The organism is Paenibacillus rhizovicinus (assembly GCF_010365285.1).
Lineage (GTDB): Bacteria > Bacillota > Bacilli > Paenibacillales > Paenibacillaceae > Paenibacillus_Z > Paenibacillus_Z rhizovicinus.
The window spans coordinates 5,464,446-5,487,432 of record NZ_CP048286.1 but is presented as its reverse complement, the minus strand read 5'-3'; the positions used below and the strand labels follow the sequence as shown (position 1 = coordinate 5,487,432).

22 protein-coding genes and 2 pseudogenes are annotated in these 22,987 nt (G+C 55.0%); 1 reads left to right on the top strand and 23 read right to left on the bottom strand.

Annotated features, from left to right (window positions below; genetic code table 11):
- Nucleotides 1-218: 218 nt before the first annotated feature.
- The 5 genes and pseudogenes from GZH47_RS24480 to GZH47_RS24460 form a co-directional block, all read right to left on the bottom strand.
- Entirely contained in the window at nucleotides 219-1,670 is a 1,452-nt protein-coding gene (locus GZH47_RS24480) for a hypothetical protein (protein ID WP_162643642.1), read from the bottom strand.
- Nucleotides 1,654-2,100, bottom strand: coding sequence for a GtrA family protein (locus GZH47_RS24475; protein WP_162643641.1), 447 nt, complete (start codon nucleotides 2,098-2,100; stop codon nucleotides 1,654-1,656). The genes GZH47_RS24480 and GZH47_RS24475 overlap by 17 nt, the downstream gene beginning before the upstream one ends.
- Nucleotides 2,090-3,055: a glycosyltransferase family 2 protein gene (locus tag GZH47_RS24470; protein WP_162643640.1), complete on the bottom strand. Its 966-nt coding sequence runs from the start codon at nucleotides 3,053-3,055 to the stop codon at nucleotides 2,090-2,092. The genes GZH47_RS24475 and GZH47_RS24470 overlap by 11 nt, the downstream gene beginning before the upstream one ends.
- A 13-nt stretch (nucleotides 3,056-3,068) precedes the next feature.
- Entirely contained in the window at nucleotides 3,069-3,578 is a 510-nt protein-coding gene (locus GZH47_RS24465) for a phosphatase PAP2 family protein (protein ID WP_162643639.1), read from the bottom strand.
- 203 nt (nucleotides 3,579-3,781) lie between these two features.
- Nucleotides 3,782-4,873, bottom strand: a pseudogene (locus tag GZH47_RS24460) (DUF6044 family protein); the annotation flags it as partial.
- A 51-nt stretch (nucleotides 4,874-4,924) separates the two neighbouring features.
- On the opposite strand from GZH47_RS24460, the pseudogene GZH47_RS34225 reads away from it, so the two are divergent.
- Nucleotides 4,925-5,089, top strand: a pseudogene (locus GZH47_RS34225) (DUF6044 family protein); the annotation flags it as partial.
- 128 nt (nucleotides 5,090-5,217) lie between these two features.
- Here GZH47_RS34225 and GZH47_RS24455 read toward each other — a convergent pair.
- The 18 genes from GZH47_RS24455 to GZH47_RS24370 all read right to left on the bottom strand — a co-directional run bounded on the left by GZH47_RS24455 (nucleotide 5,218) and on the right by GZH47_RS24370 (nucleotide 22,699).
- Nucleotides 5,218-5,895, bottom strand: coding sequence for a succinylglutamate desuccinylase/aspartoacylase family protein (locus GZH47_RS24455; RefSeq protein ID WP_162643637.1), 678 nt, complete (start codon nucleotides 5,893-5,895; stop codon nucleotides 5,218-5,220).
- A gap of 62 nt (nucleotides 5,896-5,957) precedes the next feature.
- Nucleotides 5,958-6,629 carry a response regulator transcription factor gene (locus tag GZH47_RS24450; protein WP_225446575.1) on the bottom strand — a complete coding sequence of 224 codons (672 nt, stop codon included), beginning with the start codon at nucleotides 6,627-6,629 and terminating at the stop codon, nucleotides 5,958-5,960.
- A 106-nt stretch (nucleotides 6,630-6,735) separates the two neighbouring features.
- Nucleotides 6,736-6,993 (bottom strand): hypothetical protein, encoded by a 258-nt coding sequence (locus GZH47_RS24445; protein WP_162643636.1) that lies wholly within the window; start codon nucleotides 6,991-6,993, stop codon nucleotides 6,736-6,738.
- Between the two features lie 251 nt (nucleotides 6,994-7,244).
- Nucleotides 7,245-7,442, bottom strand: a complete 198-nt coding sequence (locus GZH47_RS24440) for a hypothetical protein (protein WP_162643635.1) — start codon at nucleotides 7,440-7,442, stop codon at nucleotides 7,245-7,247.
- Nucleotides 7,443-7,454: 12 nt separating this feature from the next.
- Nucleotides 7,455-8,432, bottom strand: coding sequence for an ABC transporter ATP-binding protein (locus GZH47_RS24435; RefSeq protein WP_162643634.1), 978 nt, complete (start codon nucleotides 8,430-8,432; stop codon nucleotides 7,455-7,457).
- Nucleotides 8,429-9,427, bottom strand: a complete 999-nt coding sequence (locus tag GZH47_RS24430; protein ID WP_162643633.1) for an ABC transporter ATP-binding protein — start codon at nucleotides 9,425-9,427, stop codon at nucleotides 8,429-8,431. The genes GZH47_RS24435 and GZH47_RS24430 overlap by 4 nt, the downstream gene beginning before the upstream one ends.
- Complete coding sequence (locus GZH47_RS24425) at nucleotides 9,394-10,353, bottom strand: ABC transporter permease (protein ID WP_162643632.1); 960 nt, start codon at nucleotides 10,351-10,353, stop codon at nucleotides 9,394-9,396. The genes GZH47_RS24430 and GZH47_RS24425 overlap by 34 nt, the downstream gene beginning before the upstream one ends.
- Entirely contained in the window at nucleotides 10,350-11,321 is a 972-nt protein-coding gene (locus GZH47_RS24420) for an ABC transporter permease (RefSeq protein ID WP_162643631.1), read from the bottom strand. The genes GZH47_RS24425 and GZH47_RS24420 overlap by 4 nt, the downstream gene beginning before the upstream one ends.
- Before the next feature lie 104 nt (nucleotides 11,322-11,425).
- Entirely contained in the window at nucleotides 11,426-13,228 is a 1,803-nt protein-coding gene (locus GZH47_RS24415; RefSeq protein WP_162643630.1) for an ABC transporter substrate-binding protein, read from the bottom strand.
- Between the two features lie 382 nt (nucleotides 13,229-13,610).
- Nucleotides 13,611-14,450: an ABC transporter ATP-binding protein gene (locus tag GZH47_RS24410; RefSeq protein WP_162643629.1), complete on the bottom strand. Its 840-nt coding sequence runs from the start codon at nucleotides 14,448-14,450 to the stop codon at nucleotides 13,611-13,613.
- Between the two features lie 80 nt (nucleotides 14,451-14,530).
- The gene (locus GZH47_RS24405; protein WP_162643628.1) at nucleotides 14,531-15,577 is read right to left on the bottom strand and encodes a FecCD family ABC transporter permease; all 1,047 of its coding nucleotides are present in this window, start codon (nucleotides 15,575-15,577) and stop codon (nucleotides 14,531-14,533) included.
- Between the two features lie 57 nt (nucleotides 15,578-15,634).
- Nucleotides 15,635-16,690: a FecCD family ABC transporter permease gene (locus tag GZH47_RS24400; protein ID WP_225446190.1), complete on the bottom strand. Its 1,056-nt coding sequence runs from the start codon at nucleotides 16,688-16,690 to the stop codon at nucleotides 15,635-15,637.
- Nucleotides 16,691-16,706: 16 nt separating this feature from the next.
- Complete coding sequence (locus GZH47_RS24395; RefSeq protein WP_162643626.1) at nucleotides 16,707-17,768, bottom strand: iron-siderophore ABC transporter substrate-binding protein; 1,062 nt, start codon at nucleotides 17,766-17,768, stop codon at nucleotides 16,707-16,709.
- Between the two features lie 497 nt (nucleotides 17,769-18,265).
- Complete coding sequence (gene cyoD / locus GZH47_RS24390) at nucleotides 18,266-18,604, bottom strand: cytochrome o ubiquinol oxidase subunit IV (protein ID WP_162643625.1); 339 nt, start codon at nucleotides 18,602-18,604, stop codon at nucleotides 18,266-18,268.
- A gap of 1 nt (nucleotide 18,605) precedes the next feature.
- Nucleotides 18,606-19,220 (bottom strand): cytochrome o ubiquinol oxidase subunit III, encoded by a 615-nt coding sequence (gene cyoC, locus GZH47_RS24385; RefSeq protein WP_162643624.1) that lies wholly within the window; start codon nucleotides 19,218-19,220, stop codon nucleotides 18,606-18,608.
- Nucleotides 19,220-21,190, bottom strand: a complete 1,971-nt coding sequence (locus GZH47_RS24380; RefSeq protein WP_162643623.1) for a cbb3-type cytochrome c oxidase subunit I — start codon at nucleotides 21,188-21,190, stop codon at nucleotides 19,220-19,222. The genes cyoC and GZH47_RS24380 overlap by 1 nt, the downstream gene beginning before the upstream one ends.
- Nucleotides 21,191-21,204: 14 nt before the next feature.
- Entirely contained in the window at nucleotides 21,205-22,248 is a 1,044-nt protein-coding gene (cyoA, locus tag GZH47_RS24375) for a ubiquinol oxidase subunit II (RefSeq protein WP_162643622.1), read from the bottom strand.
- 202 nt (nucleotides 22,249-22,450) lie between these two features.
- A complete protein-coding gene (locus GZH47_RS24370) occupies nucleotides 22,451-22,699 on the bottom strand; it encodes a hypothetical protein (RefSeq protein ID WP_162643621.1) in 249 nt (82 codons plus the stop codon).
- Between the last annotated feature and the right edge of the window lie 288 nt (nucleotides 22,700-22,987).

Here is a 22,987-nt window from a genome sequence, read left to right as displayed (position 1 = left end):
CTCCCTTGCTTAAATGGACGTTCTATATGGACATTTCCTACTGTAGTGCCTAAATCTCAACCTGACATAAATCCATTCTTAATATTTTCTTAAGCGTGATTAAATCTTTGATTCGAATGTAAATATTTTCATAGCTGGAATTGTTTCCATATCAAAAAGCCGAAATCTCGGGCGAATGCAATCGTCCGGGACTTCGACTTTGATTTGACCGATGCTCGTTAACCTTGACGCTTGATGCGGAAGACGCTTCCATAGCGCCCTTGATACACGGGTTCGCCAAACGATGCTGCCCAGCCGCGGAACAAACGGCTCGAGCTGTTCGTGTTCACGATGACGTAATCCGGCTTATCGTAGGCGACGATATCAGGCAGAATGTCAGAGAATCCTTTCATGGAACGCTCGAATGCCGTATAGCCGAATACCCCTTTAGATGCACTCGTAACGAACGGATCCTGACGCCCGTCGCATAACACGTCCGCCCCGTGCGACATGACATAGCCCGAAGCCCCGTACGGAGCGATTACCCTTGGCCTAGTCCCTGCGGATCCATGCGCGTTGACATAATTCATCTCGTCGACCGGATATTGCTTGGCGTTCACTTCCGGCGGCGAAGCGAAGATCCATATGGTATTCACTGCCAAGCCTGCTGCAAGCCCGAGCATCATCCAACGTTTGCGATAAGGAATGCGAAAGATCCGATGATACGGAAGAAGTTCCGCGGCCGTCCCGGCGAAATACGGCATGAACAGCCACATGAACAGGTTCTGCTTATAGGACGACACCCCAAGATACAAGATACCGAGCATCAACATCATGCGGAACGGCTTGCGGTGCATGCAGAACGGCAGCAGCATTGCGAACGCTAACAATAACAATGTCCGCGGATCCACGGGATTCGCGAAGTAAACCGGCTGCCACTCGTTGATCATCATATTGAAGTGATTTTTCGTGACGGTGAAGATATACAAGAGGTTGGCCGGGCCTCCCACATTTAAGAACCCTGCCGCGATAACGGCCAGGAACGTCGCCGCCTTCATTCGGGTCAACCGGCGTTCGATCAATGCCTCGGCAGCTCCCATGGCCGTGAAGACGGCGATAACGAGCCAAACGCCGGCGTGGATATTCGCGATTCCGATCGAAATCGCAATCATCGCACACGCATACCGTTTGATTGGACGCAGATTAAACTCCCTCAAATAAATGAAAAACCATACGATCAAGAACGAAGAAATCATTTGAGGGCGAATCTTGAAATAGTTGTAGTACACGAAAGCACCCACGATAAGAACGAGCAGGAACAGAAGAAAGTGATGCTCGTCCAGCCCCAGTTCTTTCCGCGAAACCATGGCAAGCCTATACAATCCGAGTAGTAACAGGAACAAACATATGGCGGTAAGCAGATAGGTACCCGGCCAGCCGAACGCATCGTATAGCGCGGCGACGATCAACTGGAATCCGAATTCATGCGGGATGTAGGACAGCTTATCGTTATAAAACGTATGAATGGCATGATGCAGGACGACATGATGATCCATCATATAATTTCCCAATTCGATGTGCCAGAACGTATCCGGATCGTTATACGTTTCCTTAGGAATCATGGCGATGACGACGATTGCGGCGAGCAGCAAGTAAAGAAGCGGCAATGCCTTCTTAAGCTTCGGATTCATGCGGCTTCCTCGTTTCCCGGAACACGACAAGCTTTTGTCCGAAATAATTGATCAACGTATAGATTACGGTACTCGTGACGACGGCGATATCATTGACAACCGCTTCGGACAGATGCGGAAACGCCGGTACCGCGACGCGCGCAAGCCAAAGCCCTGAGTCAAATGCAAAGAAATAGCAAATCGTGATCACAATTACAAATTTGATAAACGAGCGAGAAACGGATGCTTGACTGGCGAACGTAAACTTTCGGTTCAGCATGTAACTGTTGACGGCCCCGAACGCATTGCCCGCGAACGTAGCGCCCCAATAGGAGAAACTTGCAAGATGGAGCAATCCATAAGAGACCCCGAGCCCGATTAAGGTGTTCAGGCCACCGACGAACAGGAAGCGCACGAACGGTCTTCGGAATAAAGCATGCCTAACTGTCATAACCGTCCTGCAGCAAATCGGACTCGATAATGTACGCCGGACGACGCTTCGTCTCCCAATAAATCTTGCCGATATACTCGCCGATCAAGCCAACGCTCATCATCATCAGTCCTCCGATAATCCACACCGAAATGATGATGGACGTCCAGCCGGACTCTGTATGGCCGAGCAATTTCTCAATCAACGCATAAGCGCCGGCCAGACAGCTAAGCAAGAAAGACAGAAAACCGACAATGGATACGAATCGAATGGGAACTACGCTAAACGAGGTCATGCCATTGAATGCGAAAGCCATCATTTTCTTCAGCGGATACTTGGTTGCCCCCGCGAATCTCTCCTTCCGGTCGTAATAGACGACGTCACTCTTGAATCCTAGCATGGGTACAATGCCGCGAAGAAACATATTTCGCTCCTCGAAGCCTTCCAACTCTCTCACCGCGCGCGTGCTCATTAACCGGAAGTCGGCGTGGTTGTAGATCAAGTCGATACCCGCCTTGCGCATGAGTTTGTAGTACGCTTGCGCGGTCGTTCGTTTGAACACGGAATCCGTCGTCCTGCTCCTCCGTACGCCGTAAACGATTTGCGCCCCCTCGAGATGACGCAGGACGAGCTCGCGAATCGCCTCGACATCATCCTGCAAATCCGCATCGATCGTAATGACGCAATCACTCCATTTGACCGACGTGAAGACCCCCGCCAGCAGCGCCCCTTGATGACCGAAGTTACGGGATAACTTTATGCCGGTTATGTACGAGCTGGCTGCGCGCTCCGCTTCGATCTGCTTCCAAGTGTCGTCACGGCTGCCGTCGTCGACGAAGATAATCTTGCTGCTGTCGCAGACGAGACCCTCTTGAATGACGTTAACCAGCACACGTTTCAATTGCCGCGCAGTTTCATGCAAAACTTCTTGCTCGTTGAAACATGGAACTACAATAGCCAACTTCGGTCGATACACGCGCTGCACCCTCCTATTTCTTTGATTTCCATCGTTCCGCAAGAAAATGTTCGTAGCCGCCGATGGATGCCGCAAGCCATGCGGCGCTAATGAGGTAGCCGCCGATCACGTCGCTCGGGTAATGCACGCCCAAATAAATACGGCTTAAACCGATCATGATAATCATGAACGAACCGGCTGAAACGACTATTATTCGGAGCCATCCATAACGAACATGTTTCCATAGAAAATAAACGGTCAACGCATACATCGTGAAAGCGGCCATCGAATGACCGCTTGGGAAGCTGTAGCCTGCAGCGTCGATGATCCGATTAATATCCGGTCTTGTCCGATGAAACAGTGATTTAAGCAAGAGATTGAGCAGGCTCGAAGCACCGATGACGCCGGCATACACATATAATTCCCTGCGATAGCCAATAACCGCCAAGATGATCAGCAAGCACGCAGCGATGATCGTCACGCTAATCCCCGCGCCTGCATTCGTAAAACCTTCCATGATCAACGTCAGCTTGGGAGTACGCATGCTTTGTACGGCGTCCGAAACGCTCCGATCAAAAGCAGCGAGGCGCTGCTGTTTAATTCCAAGGGCCAGCAGCAAAAATAGGATCGTTACTACTGTGGCGCATGCCCAGGCGCGGAACAGGATAGATTGATATAAACTCCGCAATGGATTTCCTCCGTGAATTCGTAAGTGAAACCGGAAAGTCCCGGTGATTTAGGGACACTTCATGTATTATTTCTTCCGATCGGATTTAGCATACCGTACAGATAGATTCGCCATGCGGACTCGGCATTATCGAATGTCTTCAATAAACGCAAGCCGTCCTCATTCGCATTCATAATCGGAACGGCGGAGAATATGTAGCGGCTTCCCCATTGATCGAAGTACGTTTTAAGGGATTGATCTTTGTCCAATTCCCTGGCAATAATGCGCCGAAAATCATGTTTATACGTCAATGGATAGTAATTGTTGTACGTATCCAATGTGTAGAAACCGTTGTATTGCGCAATTACGGGATGGATTCCGATGCTTGCGACGCGATAAGTATCTTGAGGCTGTCCGATATAGGTTTTTATTTGTTCGAATTGATCGACAGCGTAGAATTGTTTGAACGTCGGTTCGCCGTAGACGCGATACACGATTTCATCGTTGCAGCAGAACAACACGACCACTTGCAAGACCAAGAACCAGCGTACTCGTTTGCGCCAATCGCCTCCAAGGCGCCACAGAATATACAAGCCAAGCGCGAAGCCCAAGTAAATGACAAGCGGTCGAAGAAAATGGAACCGGGCAAAGTTGAAGGTGTCTAACAGCGAAAACCGCTCCTTTAACGGTTCCCATGCTTTGTTGTACCAGAAGGCGTACCACAGGGACAGTAAGCCATTTAGGACGAGCAAGTAAATAAACCTTCGATCTACTTGCCCGCTTCTCCGGATGATTACGATACGAAGCGTAATAACCAAGACGGGCAGGATGACCAACGTGTGCATGGTCAACACGTGGCTATGACCGAATATAAAGTTGCCCAGCGCCAATAGCAGCGAATGCCAGAAACCAAGAGTCGAATTGACGAATTCCTCTCGGCTCTTAGGCGCTTCGGCGAATACAAGCCCGAGAAGCAGGCGGTATTCAATCGCCAAGTAGATTGTCGTCATCAGCGCGATGCCGCCCAAGAAGACAGGGTTCCAGACGCGCTTCTTAATCAGGTCTCTCAGCCACAGCAGTCCCATTGCCGTCAAGAAGAAAAAGAAGCCGAGCACGAAGCTTGAATAGAACGGCAGCAGCACGAGCACGGCCCAGTTTCGCCAAGCTCGTTCGCCTTAGAAGGAATACAAACTTTGATGATCGCTCGAATAGGCAGGGAGATCATGCTTCAAATAACGACTACGAAATTAACCAAAGAGACCAAAGCGATTCTTGCTGCACTCGCATTCATTCTCTTGTATGTGTCGCCGCTGTTCTTGCTTGGGCAAAATGCCCACATTCGCGTACACGATAATTTGGACTCCAACGTTACCCTTCAAACGGTTTTACGAGCCAAGTATAGTGTCTAATTATAAAAAAACGATTAACAAAACCTTATTTTTTGATAACTGCGTTCGCAAGCGACTGCGGTTCAAGGCAATAAAGAAGCCTATCCATCCGGATAGGCGCATACGAATCAAAGCATACCTGCCTCGTTCAATAGATTTCGAATCACGCGGCTTTGATCGCGAACGCGAGTCACGACCGGCAAGCTCCAGCAGGTTTCCACCGTAATCGCCTTCGCCTTGAGCACGTGTTTGGCAGCATGGCGGCCTGACCCGGGCAATGTGCTCAGCCGAATCGAGAATTGCTTTCTTCTGGATGCAATGGAGCGATTGACGCGGCGCACTACTCGTCTTACCGCCGGAACCTCGCTGCTTCCAGGGCAAGCAATAAGCGTTTGGCCCAGAAACCTCCGATTCACCTTGGACAGTCCGTTCGCTTCATGCAGATCGATGTACCAGCGCGCCTTCATGTTCGCGGCCAGCCGGAACATCGCTGCCGAAAGCGAATGCGAAGCTTTCTGGCCCTTGGTCCTAGGAAACGTACGATTCAAATCGGGGACGCCGCGGATTCCCCGCCTATATGCGGACCGGTTCACGATCGGCACAAGAACGAGCGTCCCTCTGCGGAGACATAACGATCCTTGCTTGAGATTGCTCAGCAATCTGTAAGCAGCGAGGATGCTGGCTCGTTCATTGCCATGAATGCCTGCGGTAATGACGAGCGTATCTCCGGGAATGCTCCCTCTGATGACGTAATACGGCGTCGCGTGCCTCGTGCCTATTGCTAACTGGTGTTGGATGATGCGCACTTCATCACCTCCGCTTTACACTAACGTATGCGGACTTCGTTAAATGCGCTAACAGCGCCTATTTAAGCTCTTTGGAACGTTACTGTCGCGACCGTGCCTTGACCGACTTCGCTTGTTAATCGAAGCTTTCCTCCGTAGGCTTCAGTAATACGTTTGGCAATCGCCAATCCTAGACCGGCTCCCCCGCGCTTTCTGCCCCTGGCGGAATCAACGCGATAAAAGCGCTCGATAACATAATGATTCGCATTTTGGAGAAGAACGAGCAAGAGATCGTATTCGCGTTTCGTTAACGGTATGTCCTCTTCGCCCCGAAGTACCGTGCGAGATTGCAATTCCACGCGAAGGTCAAGGAATTCGATTACTCCGCTTGATCGCTGCTCTTCATCGCTGTCCGTTCGACGAAACAACGCCCTCATGCGAGCCAGAAGCTCTTCAATCTCGAATGGCTTCGGGAGATAATCATCGGCGCCGCTGTCCAGTCCCGTTACGCGATCCATCACGTTATTTCGAGCCGTCAGCATAATGATCGGCGTTCTATTCTTCTGGCTGCGAAGTCGTCTGCAAATCTCAATTCCGCTTAAGCCCGGAAGCATTAAATCAAGCAGAATCATATCCCAGTTTCGTTCGCTCGCCAATCGAAACCCTTCTTTGCCATCATGCTCCACCAGGATATCGAAGCCTTCGCGCACAAGTTCCAATTCCAGGAAACGAGCGAAGTTTGGTTCATCTTCAATAAGCAGCAGCTTTCTGATAATCGTTCCCCTCCTGCGCCAAACTCTAAAAGGGCAAGAGTCCTCCTTAATCAGGAAGACCCTTGCCCGCCGTACCTATGCCATTGCGTTAATCGTCGTTCGTTTCGCCGTCATTATCCATTTGGCCAGCCTGCCCCTGATCATCGTTAGTCTCTCCGTCTCCATCCGACTCTTCCTGATCGTCGGCAATCTCTCCGTCTCCGTCCGATGCGGCCTTCGCCGCGGAATCGGTATTTGTTGATGCCGTTTTGTCGGATGCAGCATACGTGGCGTGCAACCAAGTCCCTGAACCTGCAGCCAGAACCGTGAACAATGCAGCGGCAAGAAGCCATCTTTTTCTCATCATGTTATTACCTCCCGTATTGAGTTCTCTTCGGACAGTTCTTACTATAGCAATTGCCGATGAGATCCTCCTGTGAGGCAGATTAGGATTTGATGAGAAAATCCGCATTCGATCTTACTATTCTTGACCTGTTATGTAACTTTAATGATTATATTACCATGAATTTCTTCCCTAATGGATGCTCTCCGCTGCGCGGGCAGAAGCGCCGAGCTCTTCTATCGCTTGCTGTACGTGCTTGGAAAAGTCTAGCGGAACTAAGATAAGTCTAGCGAAAAGAAGAAAGGTCTAGCGGCACGAACCTGATTCATTCGTGCATTCTCTTGCGCTTTACTGCCCTGATTGAAGAAGAAACGGTTGCCTTTGCCGGCAACCGTTTCTTTGTGTTCATTGGTTTCGATGCGTTTCGTTGAAGCTGCTATCACGCGACAGGGCGATCCTGTTTTATTCGCCATAACAGCCTGCTGTCAAGTGCCCAGCGGATAATGGCAGGCCACTTCTCTGTCCAAGCCGAACGGCCGAGGAAGCGGTTCCTCTGTCCGGCAGCGATCCTGCGCATAGAGACAGCGCGGATGGAACCGGCAGCCTGAAGGCGGATTGACCGGGGAAGGCACCTCGCCCTGGAGCATGATGCGGTCCCGCTTCTGCCCGGGCGAAGGCTGCGGAATGGCCGACATCAGCGCCTGCGTATACGGATGTCCCGGACGGGCGAACAGTTCATCCGCCGGCGCGACCTCTACGAGCTTGCCCAGATACATCACGCCCACGCGATTCGAGACATGCCGAACGACGTTCAGTCCGTGCGCGATGAACAAGTACGTCAATCCGAGCTCCCGCTGCAGCTTCATCATCAGATTCAACACTTGCGATTGTACGGATACGTCGAGCGCCGACACCGATTCGTCCGCCACGATGAACTTCGGATTCAACGCGATCGCCCGGGCAATTCCGATCCGCTGCCGCTGACCGCCGGAGAATTCGTGCGGGTACCGGTTGCGCCGGCTCGCGTCGAGGCCGACCAGATTCATCAGCTCCACGACGCGGTCGTCGATATCCGGCTTCGACATGCGGCGGTGAAGCCGCAGCGGCTCTCCGATCAAATCCCGAACCAGAAACCGGGGATTGAGCGACCCCATGGGATCCTGGAAAATAATTTGCATCTCTTCGCGCAGCGCGCGCAGTTCCTGCGTCCCGGCCTGCTGGATGTCCCTGCCTTCGAACCTTACTTCTCCGGCCGTTGCCTTCTGCAAGTGCAGCATGACCCGGCCGAGCGTCGACTTGCCGCAGCCCGACTCGCCGACGAGGCCGAACGTCTCGCCGGGACGGACGCCGAAGCTAACGTCATCGACGGCTTTCACATGCCCGGCGGTCCGTCCGAACAGCCCCTCCTTGATCGGAAAATATTTCTTCAAGCGCTTCGCTTCTACCAAGTAGTTCTCGCTCATATCCCCGCCACCTCCGGAATTCCGTCTAACCAGCATGCCGCAAGATGCCCGGTCTCGCTATCGGCGGCCAGCAGCGGCGGCTCTTCGGTCAGACAACGTTCCATCGCATGCGGACAGCGCGGATGAAACCGGCAGCCCGAAGGAATGTCCGCGATGCCGGGCATGCTGCCCTGAATGGCGTAGAGCTCGCTGCCCGTCTCTTCTTCGAGGCGCGGGATGGATCGCAGCAGTCCGATCGTATACGGATGGCGAGGCGCATTGAAAATACGGTCGGCCGTTCCTTCTTCGACGATGGCGCCGGCATACATGACGGCAATCCGATCGGCCATTTCGGCCGCGACGCCCATATCGTGCGTAATGAGCAGCGTCGCGGTCTTGAGCTCTTGCTTCAACCGTCGCAGCAAATCGAGAATTTGCGCTTGAATGGTCACGTCGAGCGCGGTCGTCGGCTCGTCGGCGATGAGCAGCTGCGGTTCGCAGGCCAGCGCCATAGCGATGACGACCCGCTGGCACATGCCGCCGGACAATTGGAACGGAAACTGCTTCGCGCGGATTTCCGCTTCCGGGATGCCGACCAGCTTGAGCAGCTCCACGGCTTTGCTCCAAGCCGTCTTCGCGGTCATGCCCTTATGCATGCGCAAGCTTTCGGCGATTTGCTCGCCAATGGAGAACACCGGATTGAGCGCGGACATCGGATCCTGGAAAATCATCGCCAGCCGCTTCCCCCGAATGCGATTCATCTCGCTTTGGCGCTTATTCGTGAGATGATCGCCGTCGAAGACGATCTCGCCGCCCGCAATCATGCCGCCGGCATAGTCGATGAGCCGCATGACCGCGAGCGAAGTCACGCTCTTGCCGCTGCCCGATTCCCCCACGACGCACAGCGTTTGTCCTTCCTCAATGGTGAAAGAGATGCGATCGGTCGCTTTCAACAGCCCATGCTCGCGCGGAAAGCCGACGGTCAAATTTCGGACTTCGAGAATTTTTTTCGCCATCGGTCCAACCTCCTCGCCGTAAGAGCTGCGCGTTGGCGCGGATCCAGCACATCCCGCAAGCCGTCGCCGATAAAGTTGACCGCCAGCACGACGATCAGGATGCATAGGCCGGGATACACCGCCTGCAGCGGATCGACCAGCATGAATTCCTGCGCGTTCGACAGCATCAGTCCCCAGCTCGTCTGCGGTATCTGAATGCCGAGCCCCAGATAGGACAGCGCGGATTCGCCGAGAATGGCGCCGCCGACCATCAAGGTGGCATTGACGATAATCGGAGCCGAAGCATTCCGCAGCAAATGCCGGAAAATAATGCCGAAGTCCGATACGCCGATCGCCTTGGCCGCTTCGACGTACTGCATTTCCCGCAGCTGCAGGAACGCGCCCCGCACGAGCCGAGCCACGCTCATCCAGCCCGTCAACGTCAGTACGAGAATCATATAGTAGAATTTCGAGCCGAATATGGCCAGCACCAGAATGTTCAGGAACAGCAGCGGAACGGCATTCATCACGTCCACCAGCCGCATGAAGCAGCTGTCGATCCAGCCGCCGAAGTAGCCCGATACGGCTCCGATCAACGTGCCGATAAGGACCGATGCAAACGCGACGGAGAAGCCCACGAACAGCGATACTTGGCTGCTGTAGAGCAGACGCGAGAAGATGTCCCTTCCCAATTCGTCCGTGCCGAGCAAATGGTTGCCCGAGCCTGCGGGCAGGTTCGGGAACATCATGTCGATCCGCGACGGACTGTAAGGCGCGATCCACGGCGCCGTCAACGAGGCCAGGACGAAGAGGATCATGACGCCCAATCCGACCACGGCGAAACGGTTCGCGGCGAAGCGTTTCCAGCCGGCGCGCCATGCGCCCTCCGGCCGCCCGGGCCGATGGACGGCGGGTCTGTCGTTCAAGACGACGCTTGCTTGCTTCATGCCGCCGCACCTCCCTTTCGATCCAGCTTCACGCGCGGATCGACCAGCGCGTACAAGATGTCCGCAAGGAAGTTGCCGATAATGACGAACACCGCAGTGATCAGGGTGATCGCCATAAGGACGGAATATTCCCGGGCCACGGCCATCTGCACGAACAGCCTGCCCATGCCCGGCCAGTTAAACACGCTTTCCGTCAAGGCCGCGCCGGAGACAAGGATCGGCAGATCCATCCCCAGCAGCGTAATGATCGGAATAAGCGCGTTGCGCAGGCCATGGCGGAAGATCACCCGCCGTTCCGGCAGTCCTTTGGCCCGCGCGGTACGAATGTAATCCCGGTCAAGCACCTCGAGCATGCTCGAGCGCGCGTACTTCGAATAGCCTGCGAGGAAGCCGAGGGTCAAGACGGAAACCGGCAGGACGAGATGGAGCAGCAAATCGCCCACGTTCCCTTCCTTGCCCATCGTCCACATGTCGGACAACGGAAGCACATCCCATTTGAGCGCGAACAGTTCCTGCAGAATGATCCCGAACCAGAATGTCGGCATCGCGAAGCCGATATAGGCGATGAATGAAGCTGTCTGATCGGACAAGCTGTACTCTACCGTACTGTTGTAGATGCCCCACGGAATGGCGATCAGCAGGGAAAACAGCCAGGCAGCTCCCATCAGGATCATCGTGTGGCCGACGGTCGGCCAGATGATGTCTCCGACGGGGATATGATTCTTGAACGTATAGCCGAGGTTGCCCTGAAGCAGATCCCCCAGCCAGCCGAAGAATTGCGCGAGGACGGGGCGATCGAGCCCGAGGTTATGCGCCTGGACTTGCGCCGCTTCCTGGGAGAGGCCCGGCGACAAGTAAATTTGCCGCGGACCGCCCGGAGCCGCATGGATCAGCAGAAAGGTCAGCACAATGATCAAACCCAGTACGAGCGCCGACTGCAGCAAACGCCGGATGAAAAACGCGGTCATGCGATCTACCCCTTTCTAGGAAAAAGGGAAGGACCAGATGGACCTCCCCTTCAATATCCGTTGGATGTCGTTCTGAAGTTGGCTGGGCGGCGGGGCGGCGCTCGTTAAGGCGTGACCCACCAGTTGATCATATGGAAGAAGTAGCCGTAAGCCAGCGAGGATTCGGGCCGGTCAGCCTCTGCAAAATGAACCTTGTTCTTGGCGACCGCTTCCGGCAGGCCGTATTGGTATAAGAAGACGTAGGGCAGATCGGTCGAAATCTCTTTGGCGACATCGGCGTATATCGCTTTGCGCTCGTTCTGATCGACGGTGGAGTAGCCTTTCACCCATAGCGCATCCAGTTTCTCGTTCTTGTACCAGCCGGAGTTTTGGCCGGCAGGCGGGAAATACTTGGAGGAGAAGATGCTTTCGCCGTCCGGATCCGGGTTGCTCAGCGACCAGGACAGCAGCAGCGCCTGATATTTGCCCGGCGTGACGTTTTGGTCGATCCATGAAGCAAAATCAATGGCTTTCGGCGTCACTTCGATACCGACGTCCTTCAAGTTCTGCTGAATAACGGCCGCGACTTGCTCGCGTCGGCTGTTGCCGGCGTTGTACTGCAATTCAAAGGCGAAGCGGTGGCCGTCCTTCACCAGAATGCCGTCCTTGCCCGGCTTCCAGCCGTCTTCGGCGAGCATGGCCTTCGCTTTCTCCGTATCGTAAGCGTAATTCACGGCGGCGTCCTTCGGATCCGCCCACGAATTCGGCAGGAACGGCGCGTTCATCAGCGTGCCGGTGCCCTTCAGAATATTGTCGACCATGCCTTGGCGGTTAATCGCCGTCGCGATGGCTTGACGCGTCTTCTGGCTTTGAAACAACGAATATTTATCCGGGAAGTTCGCCCCGTTGAAGTTGAATTGCATGTACTCGTACTGCGGCCCCGGCTTCAGAATGATGTCGATGTCGCTCTTCGCCTTGACCGCGTCCAATGTCGTGAGCGGCACCGCTTCCGTCAGGTCGACGTCCCCCTTCAGCAGCGCTTGCGTCTCCGTGTTCTGGTCGGCGTAAATTTTATAAGTAATCGTCTGGATATGCGGCTTCGTGCTGCCCCAATAGTTAGCGTCGGCGTCGAACGTCAGGTATTGGCCATGCTCCCATTTGGACCATTTCCAAGGACCGTTCGTGACCGTATTGGACGGGTCGGAACCGAACGCGTTCTTCGCCAGATCCTTGACGGGCACGTCCTTGAGCACGTGGTAAGGCGCCATCGCGGAGGCGAGGGCATAACGGAACGGAGCGAAGATTTGTTTCAGCTTGAACGCGACCGTATGATCGTCGATCTTCGTTACGGCATCAACCTTGTCGACCATGCTGATGCCCGGTGAACCGGCATCCGGATTTTTCATCGTATCGAACGTATATTTGACGTCGTCGGCCGTTACGGGCTGACCGTCGCTCCACTTCGCTTCCGGCTTTAGTTTCACTGTATACGTGAGCCCGTCCGCGCTGATCGCCGGCAGTTCTGCCGCAAGCGACCACGGCTCGGCAGCCAGATTGCCCTGGCGGTCCAGGTCAAACAGATTCGCATATACGAACGCAGCCGCGTCGCCGGAGGCCGTATCCTGAACGTACATCGGATTGATCGATACGATGTCCGAGAACGAACTGATCACGATGCCGCCGCCGTCCGTTGGCGTGTCTGACGTTGGAGTCGTGCCAGCGTCGTCAGACGGAGCTGCATTAGCCGGTTTATCCGCGTCTGCATTAGCCGGCTTATTCGTGTTCGCGTTCGCGGGCTTATCCGCATTTTGCGCGTTCGCCGCTGCCGAATCGGAAGAATCCGAGTTCGAATTACTGCAACCGGCAAGCAATGATCCAGCTAGAGCAACAATTGACAGTACGACCGCAAACTTTTTCCTTTTCCCCATGATCACACTTCCCCGTCGTTTTTTTTGAAATCGTCGTGCTTCCGAAACCCATCAATACTCATTGTTAGTTTAATGTTATATATACTAACATCGCACTTACATTCTATCTCCAAAATACTGGAATGTAAATATATATCTTTAATTATTTAACGAACTTAATCGAAAACCGATCCACATTACGTGCAGAAGTCGATCGTTCCGATTAAGTACACCTAAAAATTAACTCAAACATGACATAGATTGTCAAAAAGGCTGATCGGAATGACCATGACAGAACGAAAAAACAACAAAAAAATAAGGCCGCCTTGTTGAAGGTAGCCTTATCCTGCGAAAACCATATACGATTCCATCCTAGTGCATTCCTGAACGCTTCCGCGTCCGCTCACTTCGCCGATCGGTCTCTGCCCAGCGGCACGACAAGCGGCGTATGCGAGACCGGATCTTCGATAATGGTGCATTTTAAACCGAACACGTCTTCTACCAGCTGCTCCGTCAGAATCTCGCGCGGATCGCCTTGCGCGATCAGTTGGCCGTTCTTCATGGCGATGATGTGCGTGGCGTATCGCGCGGCATGATTCAGATCATGCAGCACCGCGACAATCGTCCGCCCCCGCTCATTCAAGTCCTTGAATAGCTCGAGCAGCTCGATTTGATGGGCGATATCCAAGTAGGTCGTCGGCTCGTCCAATAGCAGCAGCGGCGTTTGCTGCGCAAGCGCCATGGCAACCCAGACGCGCTGCCGCTGTCCCCCGGAGAGCTCGTCGACCAAACGATGCGACAGCTCGCTCGTATCCGTAAGCCGCATCGCGGATGCCACGGCCTCCTCGTCTTCATCGGACCATTGGCGGATGAAGCTCTGGTAAGGGTAGCGGCCATGCGCGACCAAGTTCGCCACGGTAATCCCTTCGGGAGCCGTCGACGATTGCGGCAGCAGGCCGAGCTTGCGCGCCACTTCCTTGGACTTGTAAGTCGCAATGCCCTTACCGTCCAGGAGCACCTGCCCTTCGGAGGGCTTGAGCAACTTGGACAGCGTTCGGAGCAGGGTCGATTTGCCGCATGCATTAGGTCCGACGATAACCGTATACGAACCATCGGGTATCTGAACGGACAAGTTTCGGGAAATGACCCGATCCTCGTATTTGATGGTTATGTCCTCCGTCCAAAGCCGTGATACCGTTTCTTCCGCGACCGCTGTTGGGACGTCTGCCGCTGTTCTCTTCATCTGCTAGTCAACTACTTTCCTTCTCCATCTCGCAATGCACGAAGCCCGGACCCGCCAGGCTGTTGATACGAACGCCATGTTTATAATCCCGATCGTGCCTGCTTAAACAGTACGGCGATGAGATACAGACCGCCAAGCGACAGCGTGACCACGCCGACAGGCAAAATGGTCCCGGGAACGACCCGCTGCGCCGCGATGTCGGCCCCCAACAATAAGAAAGCGCCCATCGCCGCAACGGGCGCAAAGCTCTGCGCCGACTTCGTAAACCGGATCGCAATCTGCGGCGCCGCCAGCGCGACGAAGCTGACCGGCCCCATGACCGCCGTCGGCGCCGCCGTCAGCACGACGGCGATCGCGATCAGCGCGATGCGGGATCGTTCCACGCGGATGCCATGTGCTTTCGCCGCATCTTCGCCCAGTTCCAACGCCCGCAGCGGCCTGCCCATTACAGCCGCTGCGAACAGGAGCACGATTACGATCAGCATAGCCGGGAGCAGCTCCGTCCAGTTAATGCCGTTCAATGAACCGACGCCCCACGCCGCTGCCGTCAATGCGACCTCCGCTTTGCTGCGCAGCAGCAGCACCGAATTCACGCTGCTCAAGATCGTCGATGCCGCAACGCCGACGATAATCAAGCGGAAGCCGTGCGTACCCTTGCGAAATGCCAGCAAATAAATCAGCACGGCGGTGGCGAGACCGCCGATTAGCGCGCCAGCCGCGATGCCGATGAACGAAGTCGAGCCGACGATAAGCATGGCAACAAGCGCGCCCGTGTACGATCCCGACGTGAAACCGATAATATCGGGAGAGCCCAGCGGGTTGCGAGTGAGCGATTGAAAGATCGATCCGCTTACCGCAAGCCCGGCCCCGAATACCAAAGCAGCCAGCACGCGCGGCAAACGCCAGTCGACGACGATCGTCCTGGTCATTTTGGCCGCATCGCCGCTCAGCGCGGCGAATACCTCATGCACGCTTAACCGCATCGTGCCGATCATGAGACCGAAGATGCCGAGCGCTACGGCCGCTCCCAAGAGAATGACCGTTACCGTAAAACTTCTGGCGTCGATGCGCAGATTGAAAAGTCCCCTGATGCGTATGTATCGCCTGCCATAATTAATAGGAGGCATAACAATCACTCCTTCTTGCCGCTAAGCCCCATCCCGGTCCCGTAACCATCCGAAGCCTCATAGCTTGCTTGCCGATCGGCGCCGAACGAGGATGATGAGAATCGGCGCGCCGATGAAACCCATAATAATACCGACCGGTACTTCCGTAGGGGAGATGATTAACCTTCCGATGATATCGGCAATCAGCAGCAGCAGCGGGGCGACAACCAGCGAATACAGGAATATCCACGGCTGGCTTGGTCCTACGAGCCAGCGCACGCAATGGGGCACCATCAACCCGAGGAAGCCGATCGGACCTGCGATCGCTGTGGCGCTTCCGGCAAGAAGCGTGATGGCAATCAGGCCGATCCCCCGGATCAACAGTACGTTTACGCCCAATGACGAAGCTCTGTCTTCTCCGAAAGCAATGGCGTTCAGCGCCGGAGATATGGCTAACGCGAGAATCGCGCCGACGACGAGAAGCGGCAGGACGAGCCAGAGGTCGTCCGTGCTTTTGTGCGTCAACGTTCCTACGGTCCAATTCAGCATGCGCTCGAAAGCCTTGCTGTTCAAGAGCGTCATCGCCGTCGTAACGCCGCTCAAGGCGGCTCCCAGCGCTACCCCCGCCAGCGTCAGCTGAATCGGAGTCGGCGACTTCTTGCCGGCGCCTCCGCCAATAACGTAGACGATCAGCGTCGCGAGCAATGCGCCGACAAGAGCAAACCCTACATAACCGGACAGCGTGCCGACCGAGAATACGCCAACCCCCACAGCAACAGCAAAGGCTGCCCCTGCACTCACGCCAAGAATGCCGGGGTCAGCCAATGGATTTCGAGTTAAAGCCTGGATAAGCGCTCCGGATAGTCCGAATGCCGGACCAACCGCGAGCGCTAGCAGCGTACGAGGCAGCCGGGAATCCAGAATGACCCGGTGCTCGTAACTATCCGCGTTCGAGAAGAGCGCCTGCCAAACGGTTTCAACGGACAACCGTTTGGCGCCGATCATCAGGCTCAGGCATACCGCAGCCGCCAGCAGGACAAGCGCGACGACGAAACCCGTTATCCGCTTGGACTGCAGCGATGCGATCGTCTGCGCTTGTCCGCTACCGTTCAGCGGATGCTTGGCCAAAGTCACTTCATTCACGCTCCAATTATTTTACAAGTGCTTGGATTTGCGCAGGCAAATGCTCGATCGTCCACAACAAGGATGGAATCGTGCCTGTCGAGAAAGCGTTGGACGTATCTTTATCGAGAATAATCGATCTGCCGTCAACGACGGACGGGATCTTTTGATAGAGTTTGTTGTCCGTGATTTCTTTCGAATCTACCCAGATCGGCAGGACGACCGTCACGTCGGAATCCAGCAGGTCAAGCTGCTCGTCCGATACTTTGATGAAGAAGTTGCCGTTCGCCAGCTTCTCGACGGCTTCTTTATTCTTGAAGCCCAGACGTTCCATGAAGTCGACGCGGGCATCGCCTTTCACGTAAGCGCCGAAGCCGTCGGAGGAATACGCGCCTACGACGATGTTCTTGCCGGCAAACTCCGGATGATCCGCAGCCGCTTTAGCGAAAGCGTCATCGACTTTTTTGAGCAGCGCCGCGCCTTCCGTTTCTTTGCCCAATGCTTTGGCGATCATGTCCACTTGCTCGTTCGTAGTCGTCATGTAGCTTGCGCCGTCAGCGGGAACGCCAACCGTCGTCGCGATTTCCGAAAGCTTCTTGTAACGCTCTTCGTCGCCGGAAGACTTCGTGTCCAGAATCAGGTCCGGGTGAAGCGAAGCGATCTTCTCGTAGTCAAGCTCCATCGTTCCAAGAATCGTCGGAGCCGTCGTATAGGCGCCTTGCAGCCACGGGCCTACGCCTTCGCCGCCGAAAGCAAGCCAGTCGCTTGCGCCCACCGGCTGTACGCCGAGCGCGAGCGCCGTCTCTGCATCGCCCCAGCCGAGCGCAACGACGCGTTTAGGTTCTTCCGTGATTTTCACTTGACCGAATTTCGTATCGATCGTCGCGTTGAACGACGTGGTTGCCGTGTTAGCCGTGTTGCCTGCGTTGGCTGTATCTGTGGCGTTAGTCGCAGCATTAGTATTCCCTGCAGCTTCCTTGTTATTTCCGCCATTGTTATTATTCGACGAACAACCCATAAGTCCGATCACTACTGCTGTAACGACGCTTACGCTTCCAACCCATTTCGGCAGTTTCAAACTCGCTATCATGCTGATCCCCTTTTCTGCTCCGTGCAATTGATAATCATTATCATTAATTATGTTAATAAAATCTTTAGGTGATGTCAAGGCACGGAACGAAATAATCTTGTCCGATTATTGACAGTCGCCGATAAGCAACCCTAGTCCTAGTCTTTCGTACAAAATCCCCGCGTCGCGCAGCCTCACACGCTGCTTCACATGCTGCTTTGTACGATTTTTCGTACAAAACTCCCGCGGCACGCTGCCTCACACGCTGCTTTGTACGATTTTTCGTACAAAATGCCGACGGCACGCTGCCTCGCTCGCTGCTATGTACGATTTTTCGTACAAAACGCCGGCGACACGCTGCCTCGCTCGCTGCTGTGTACGATTTTCCGCCTCGGGCGGCGGGCACCCTTGCTTACTAACAGCAGACGCACGACAAAAAACCGGTCACTCGCTGGAGTCACCGGTTCAAAGGAATTTGCCCTCTGCGCCTATTGAAAAGGCTGAATCAATTCTACTGCCTAATACATCGCATTATGGTCCATGATCCAAATCGAACCATAGATGACGACGATCACGATGATCAAGCCGAGAACGAGCGTCAGCAGGTTATATCGAGGCCCTTCCTCTTCCCGCAAGTGCATGAAGAACAGCAGCTGCACCGCGAACTGCAGGACCGCCGTGGCCAGCAGCACGATGATCGTCGCCGTTGACCCGAACCAGCCGTTCAGCACGGCAAGGATCGGAATGATCGTCAGGATGATCGAGAGCGCAAACCCGAGCACGTATTCCCCGAGCGAGCCGTGGTGTCCGGCATGGCCGCCGCGGTCTCCGTGTCCGATGGCGTTATTTTGCGCCATGTCACATCACCCCCATCAAATAAACGAATGTAAACACGAAGATCCACACGGCGTCCAGGAAGTGCCAATACAGGCTGGTAATATGTACTTTGCGCCGCGTGACCGGCGTAATTCCATGCTTGGACAGCTGGATGATCAGCGCGGTAATCCAGCAGATCCCCAGCGAGACGTGCGCCCCGTGCGTGCCGACAAGCGTGAAGAAGCCGGATAGGAACGCGCTGGAATGGATCGTATGACCCTCGTCGACGAGCTTCAGGAACTCCGTCACTTCCAATACGATGAAGCAGGCGCCGAGCAGGACCGTCACGATCAGCCAGCCTAACAGTCCTTTCCGGTTTCCCGCATTCATAGCCAGCACCGCCAGACCGCTGGTAAAGCTGCTCGTCAGCAGAATGAACGTTTCGGCGATGACGCCTGGCATTTCGAAAATATCTTTGGCCGCGGGTCCGCCTGCCGTATTCTCGTGAAGCACGAGATACGTGGCGAACAGCGTAGAGAACAAGATCAAGTCGGTGATGAGGAAGATCCAGAAACCGAATTTCCGAAGCTCCTCCAAATCATGATGGCCATCATGGCCGCCGTCGTGCGCCATAGAATGATGATGAGCGTGCGCCATCAGGCACCCCTCCCTGCTTTTGCTTCCGTACGTTGAATCTCATCAACCGGAATATAGTAGTCGGTATCGTAGTTGAACGAGTGGACCAGCATGGTTACGGCAATGCCGATGAAGCCGGGAATCGCGATCCAGAGCCAGTGAAAGACAAGGCCGAAGCCGACCGTAAACCAGCAAATGGACTGTATGAAAGGAATCGGCGAGTTCTTCGGCATATGAATCGGCTCGAGCTCCGGCTTCGCCTTGGGCATCTTCCCTGCGGCGATCCGTTCCTTCTCCTCCCACCAATCGTCGCGATCCGTAACGAGAGGCGTAGTCGCGAAATTATAGAGCGGCGCCGGCGACGGGATCGACCATTCCAGCGTGCGCGCTCCCCATGGATCTCCGGTCGTGTCCTTCTCCATGAACTTGATGCTGTGCGCGATCTGCCATACCTGGAACAGGAACCCGATGCCCATGAGAAAGCCGCCGATGGTCGACGTGAAATTGAGCGCCCACCAGCCCGAGTCCCAGCTGTACGAATTAAGCCGGCGCGTCATGCCGTCGAGGCCGACGACATACTGGGGCATAAAGCAGACATAGAATCCGATGTTCCAAATCCAGAACGCCCATTTGCCGATCGTTTCGTTCAGCTTGAAGCCGAACATCTTCGGCCACCAATAGTACAAGCCCGCGAAGTAACCGAAGGCTACCCCTCCGATGAGCACTTGATGGAAATGCGCGATAAGGAAATAACTGTTATGGAACTGGAAATCCGCGGGCGCTACCGAGAGCATGACGCCGGTCATGCCGCCGACGATGAAGCACGGGATGAAGGCGACCGTCCACAGCATCGGCGTTTGGAACGATATCCTGCCGCGGAACATCGTGAACAGCCAGTTGAAAATTTTCACGCCGGTCGGAATCGCGATGATCATCGTCGAAATCGCGAAGAAGATGTTGACGTTCGCGCCCGATCCCATCGTGAAGAAATGATGGAGCCAGGTGAAATACGCCATCAGACTAATGCTCAGCATCGCGAACACCATGGAGCCGTAGCCGAACAAGCGCTTCCGCGAGAACGTCGCAACGACCTCCGAGAAGATGCCGAAGGCCGGCAGAACGACGATATAGACCTCGGGATGTCCCCACATCCAGATGAGGTTGACGTACATCATGGCATTGCCGCCGCCGTCCATCGTGAAGAAATGCGCGCCAAGGAAGCGGTCAAGGAAAAGCAGGGCCAGCGTGACCGTCAGCACGGGGAATGCGACGATGATCGCGATGCAGCTGGAGAGCACCGACCATGTGAATATCGGCACCCTCGACCAGGTCATACCGGGGGCGCGCATTTTGACAATGGTGACGATGAAGTTAATGCCTGTCATCAGCGACCCGATCCCGGAAATTTGAACGCCCCAGATGTAGAAGTCTTCGCCTACGCCCGGGCTGCCCGTCATCTCCGAGAGCGGCGGATACGACAGCCAGCCGGCATTCGCCGAGCCGCCGATGACGAAGGACATGTTGAACAGCATCGCGCCGATGAAGAACAGCCAGAAGCTGAGCGAGTTCAGGAACGGGAACGCGACGTCGCGAGCGCCGAGCTGAAGCGGAACGGCGATGTTGAACAAGCCGAACATGAGCGGCATCGCCATGAATAGGATCATGATGACGCCATGCGTCGTGAACACCTCGTTATAATGCTCGGGCGATAAAAACTTCAAATCGGGAAAAGCGAGCTGCGTCCGCATCAGCAGCGCATCGACGCCGCCGCGGAACAGCATCAGGAGCGAAGCGATGATGTACATGATCCCTACGCGCTTATGATCGACGGTCGTCAACCATTCGCGCCACAGCCAGCCCCATTTCTCGAAATAGGTGAGCACGAAGACGATTGCCGCCGTCGTCAGCACGATTGCCACGTCCGCTCCGTATATCAACGGATCGCCCGTGACAAAGAACCACGAAACGAAATCTGTTAGTCGGTCAATCACGGTAGCCTCTCCTCTCATTTGCCATGATTCATGTGCCGGTGGTCCAACGGATGACCGGATTGCCCGAAGCCCCTTACGTCGGGGGCATCTTTCTGCGCGTTATTGCCTGGCGGCAATTGGCCGCCTTCCGACTCTTCCGTATGCGCGGATTCCTTCTCTTCGCTGAGCGTTTTCGCCTTCAGCGTATAGCCCGGAGGCGCTCCGCGGCTCATGGAGTATTCATGGACGATTCGCTCGAACAAGCCGGAAGGGATGGAAGCGAACGTCAACCGGCCGGCGGTCCCGGGCTGTGCAAGCATTTGATATCCGTCTTCGGATAACGCGTTCCCGCCGGCCTTCGCTTCGGTTACCCACCGGTCGAAATCCGTCTGCGAAACGGCTTTGGCCGTGAACGCCATTTTGGCGAAATCGCGGCCCGTGAAATTAGCGCCGGTCCCCATGTAATTGCCGGGTTCATCGGCTTGCAGGTGCAGCGTCGTCGCCATGCCGGACATCGTATAGATCATCCCGCCGAGCTGCGGCACCCAGAACGAGTTCATCGGACCGTCCGACGTAAGTTCGAACTTCACCGGCGTCTTCTCGGGAATGACCAGATAGTTCACGGTTGCGATTCCTTGCTCCGGATACTGGAACAGCCATTTCCAGTCCAGCGACGTTGCCTGAATCGTGATCGTCTTCTTGTCGGACTCGAGCGGCTTGGCCGGGTCAAGCGCGTACGTGTAATGCGCCGTCACGATGGCCAAGATCAGGATGACGGCGATCGGGATGCTCCACCAGACGATCTCCAGTTTGGTGCTGTGGGACCATACGGGCTGGTAGGGAGCATCGTTGTCCTTCTTGTCGCGGTAGCGCCATACGATCCAGGCCGTAATAAGGAGCACCGGAACCAAGATAATGAGGCATAGCAGCATGGTGATATAGATCAGGTCACGCTGCTGAAGGCCGACCGGTCCCTTCGGATCGAAGACAATCATCGACTTGCAGCCCGTTCCAAGCAGCATGATGCCTATCATGACGGCGCCCATGGCAAACAGCCGCCGCAGCTTTGAAATACGCATACGTTTCCCATCTCCTGTCATCGCTAAAGTTCTATATGTTCCCCGAAAATCCGGTCCATATTACAGTGCCGGGCAAGAGAGCGGTCTCCCGCCTATTCCGGCCGTCACTTCAGTGTGCCTACGACAAAGCAAAATTAACAAAAAAGGAGGACGGTCTCCCATTGGAAGGAGGCCGCCCCTTTACGGTCATGGCATGTCTGGCTTATTCGGATTCGGTCTTGCGTTTCTCCACGAGGTTGATCGCAGTACCGATGATATAGATGAACACGCTGCCCACCATGCATCCGATGCCGGCCATTAATCGTCTGTTGCTGTCGCTGAAATCGTTGAAATTGGACAGACACAACGTCCCCCCTACGATCAGCGCTACCCAAGCCACGATTTTCATGGTCAGGAACAGGATGTTCCCGTCGCGGACCGTTCGTTGTTTAGCTGCAGATTTCGTCGTCATATGCGCATCGCTCCATTATCTCGTCGTTTAGCTATTACGTTGTCCTACATATTATTAACAAATTCATGTTTTTTAGTTTGCGCGTTGCGCGATGCAGCCTGACCGGGCAAATAGGCAGACAAAAAAGGAGAGCATGAAACTCTCCTTAGCTCTCCTTGGAGAAGCCCGTCAATTCCAGGCGGCATGCAGCTATTAATCGCACCGGTCCCGCGCCTGGTCCGGAGCCCCGCCCGCCGCGCCGGCCCCCCGGGTTATTGGTACGGGCGCTCCGGCAATTAATTCAAAGCT

Excerpts from the sequence above, each read along its gene's own strand:
- GZH47_RS24410 (WP_162643629.1), bottom strand. The coding sequence starts at position 14,450 with ATGAAGAGAACAGCGGCAGACGTCCCAACAGCGGTCGCGGAAGAAACG.
- GZH47_RS24435 (WP_162643634.1), bottom strand. The coding sequence starts at position 8,432 with ATGAGCGAGAACTACTTGGTAGAAGCGAAGCGCTTGAAGAAATATTTT.
- GZH47_RS24465 (WP_162643639.1), bottom strand. The coding sequence starts at position 3,578 with ATGCGTACTCCCAAGCTGACGTTGATCATGGAAGGTTTTACGAATGCA.
- GZH47_RS24430 (WP_162643633.1), bottom strand. The coding sequence starts at position 9,427 with ATGGCGAAAAAAATTCTCGAAGTCCGAAATTTGACCGTCGGCTTTCCG.
- GZH47_RS24480 (WP_162643642.1), bottom strand. The coding sequence starts at position 1,670 with ATGAATCCGAAGCTTAAGAAGGCATTGCCGCTTCTTTACTTGCTGCTC.
- cyoD (WP_162643625.1), bottom strand. The coding sequence starts at position 18,604 with ATGGCGCAAAATAACGCCATCGGACACGGAGACCGCGGCGGCCATGCC.
- GZH47_RS24420 (WP_162643631.1), bottom strand. The coding sequence starts at position 11,321 with ATGACCGCGTTTTTCATCCGGCGTTTGCTGCAGTCGGCGCTCGTACTG.
- cyoA (WP_162643622.1), bottom strand. The coding sequence starts at position 22,248 with ATGCGTATTTCAAAGCTGCGGCGGCTGTTTGCCATGGGCGCCGTCATG.
- GZH47_RS24475 (WP_162643641.1), bottom strand. The coding sequence starts at position 2,100 with ATGACAGTTAGGCATGCTTTATTCCGAAGACCGTTCGTGCGCTTCCTG.
- GZH47_RS24395 (WP_162643626.1), bottom strand. The coding sequence starts at position 17,768 with ATGATAGCGAGTTTGAAACTGCCGAAATGGGTTGGAAGCGTAAGCGTC.
- GZH47_RS24405 (WP_162643628.1), bottom strand. The coding sequence starts at position 15,577 with ATGCCTCCTATTAATTATGGCAGGCGATACATACGCATCAGGGGACTT.
- GZH47_RS24425 (WP_162643632.1), bottom strand. The coding sequence starts at position 10,353 with ATGAAGCAAGCAAGCGTCGTCTTGAACGACAGACCCGCCGTCCATCGG.
- GZH47_RS24445 (WP_162643636.1), bottom strand. The coding sequence starts at position 6,993 with ATGATGAGAAAAAGATGGCTTCTTGCCGCTGCATTGTTCACGGTTCTG.
- GZH47_RS24370 (WP_162643621.1), bottom strand. The coding sequence starts at position 22,699 with ATGACGACGAAATCTGCAGCTAAACAACGAACGGTCCGCGACGGGAAC.
- GZH47_RS24440 (WP_162643635.1), bottom strand. The coding sequence starts at position 7,442 with ATGGCGAATAAAACAGGATCGCCCTGTCGCGTGATAGCAGCTTCAACG.
- GZH47_RS24415 (WP_162643630.1), bottom strand. The coding sequence starts at position 13,228 with ATGGGGAAAAGGAAAAAGTTTGCGGTCGTACTGTCAATTGTTGCTCTA.
- cyoC (WP_162643624.1), bottom strand. The coding sequence starts at position 19,220 with ATGGCGCACGCTCATCATCATTCTATGGCGCACGACGGCGGCCATGAT.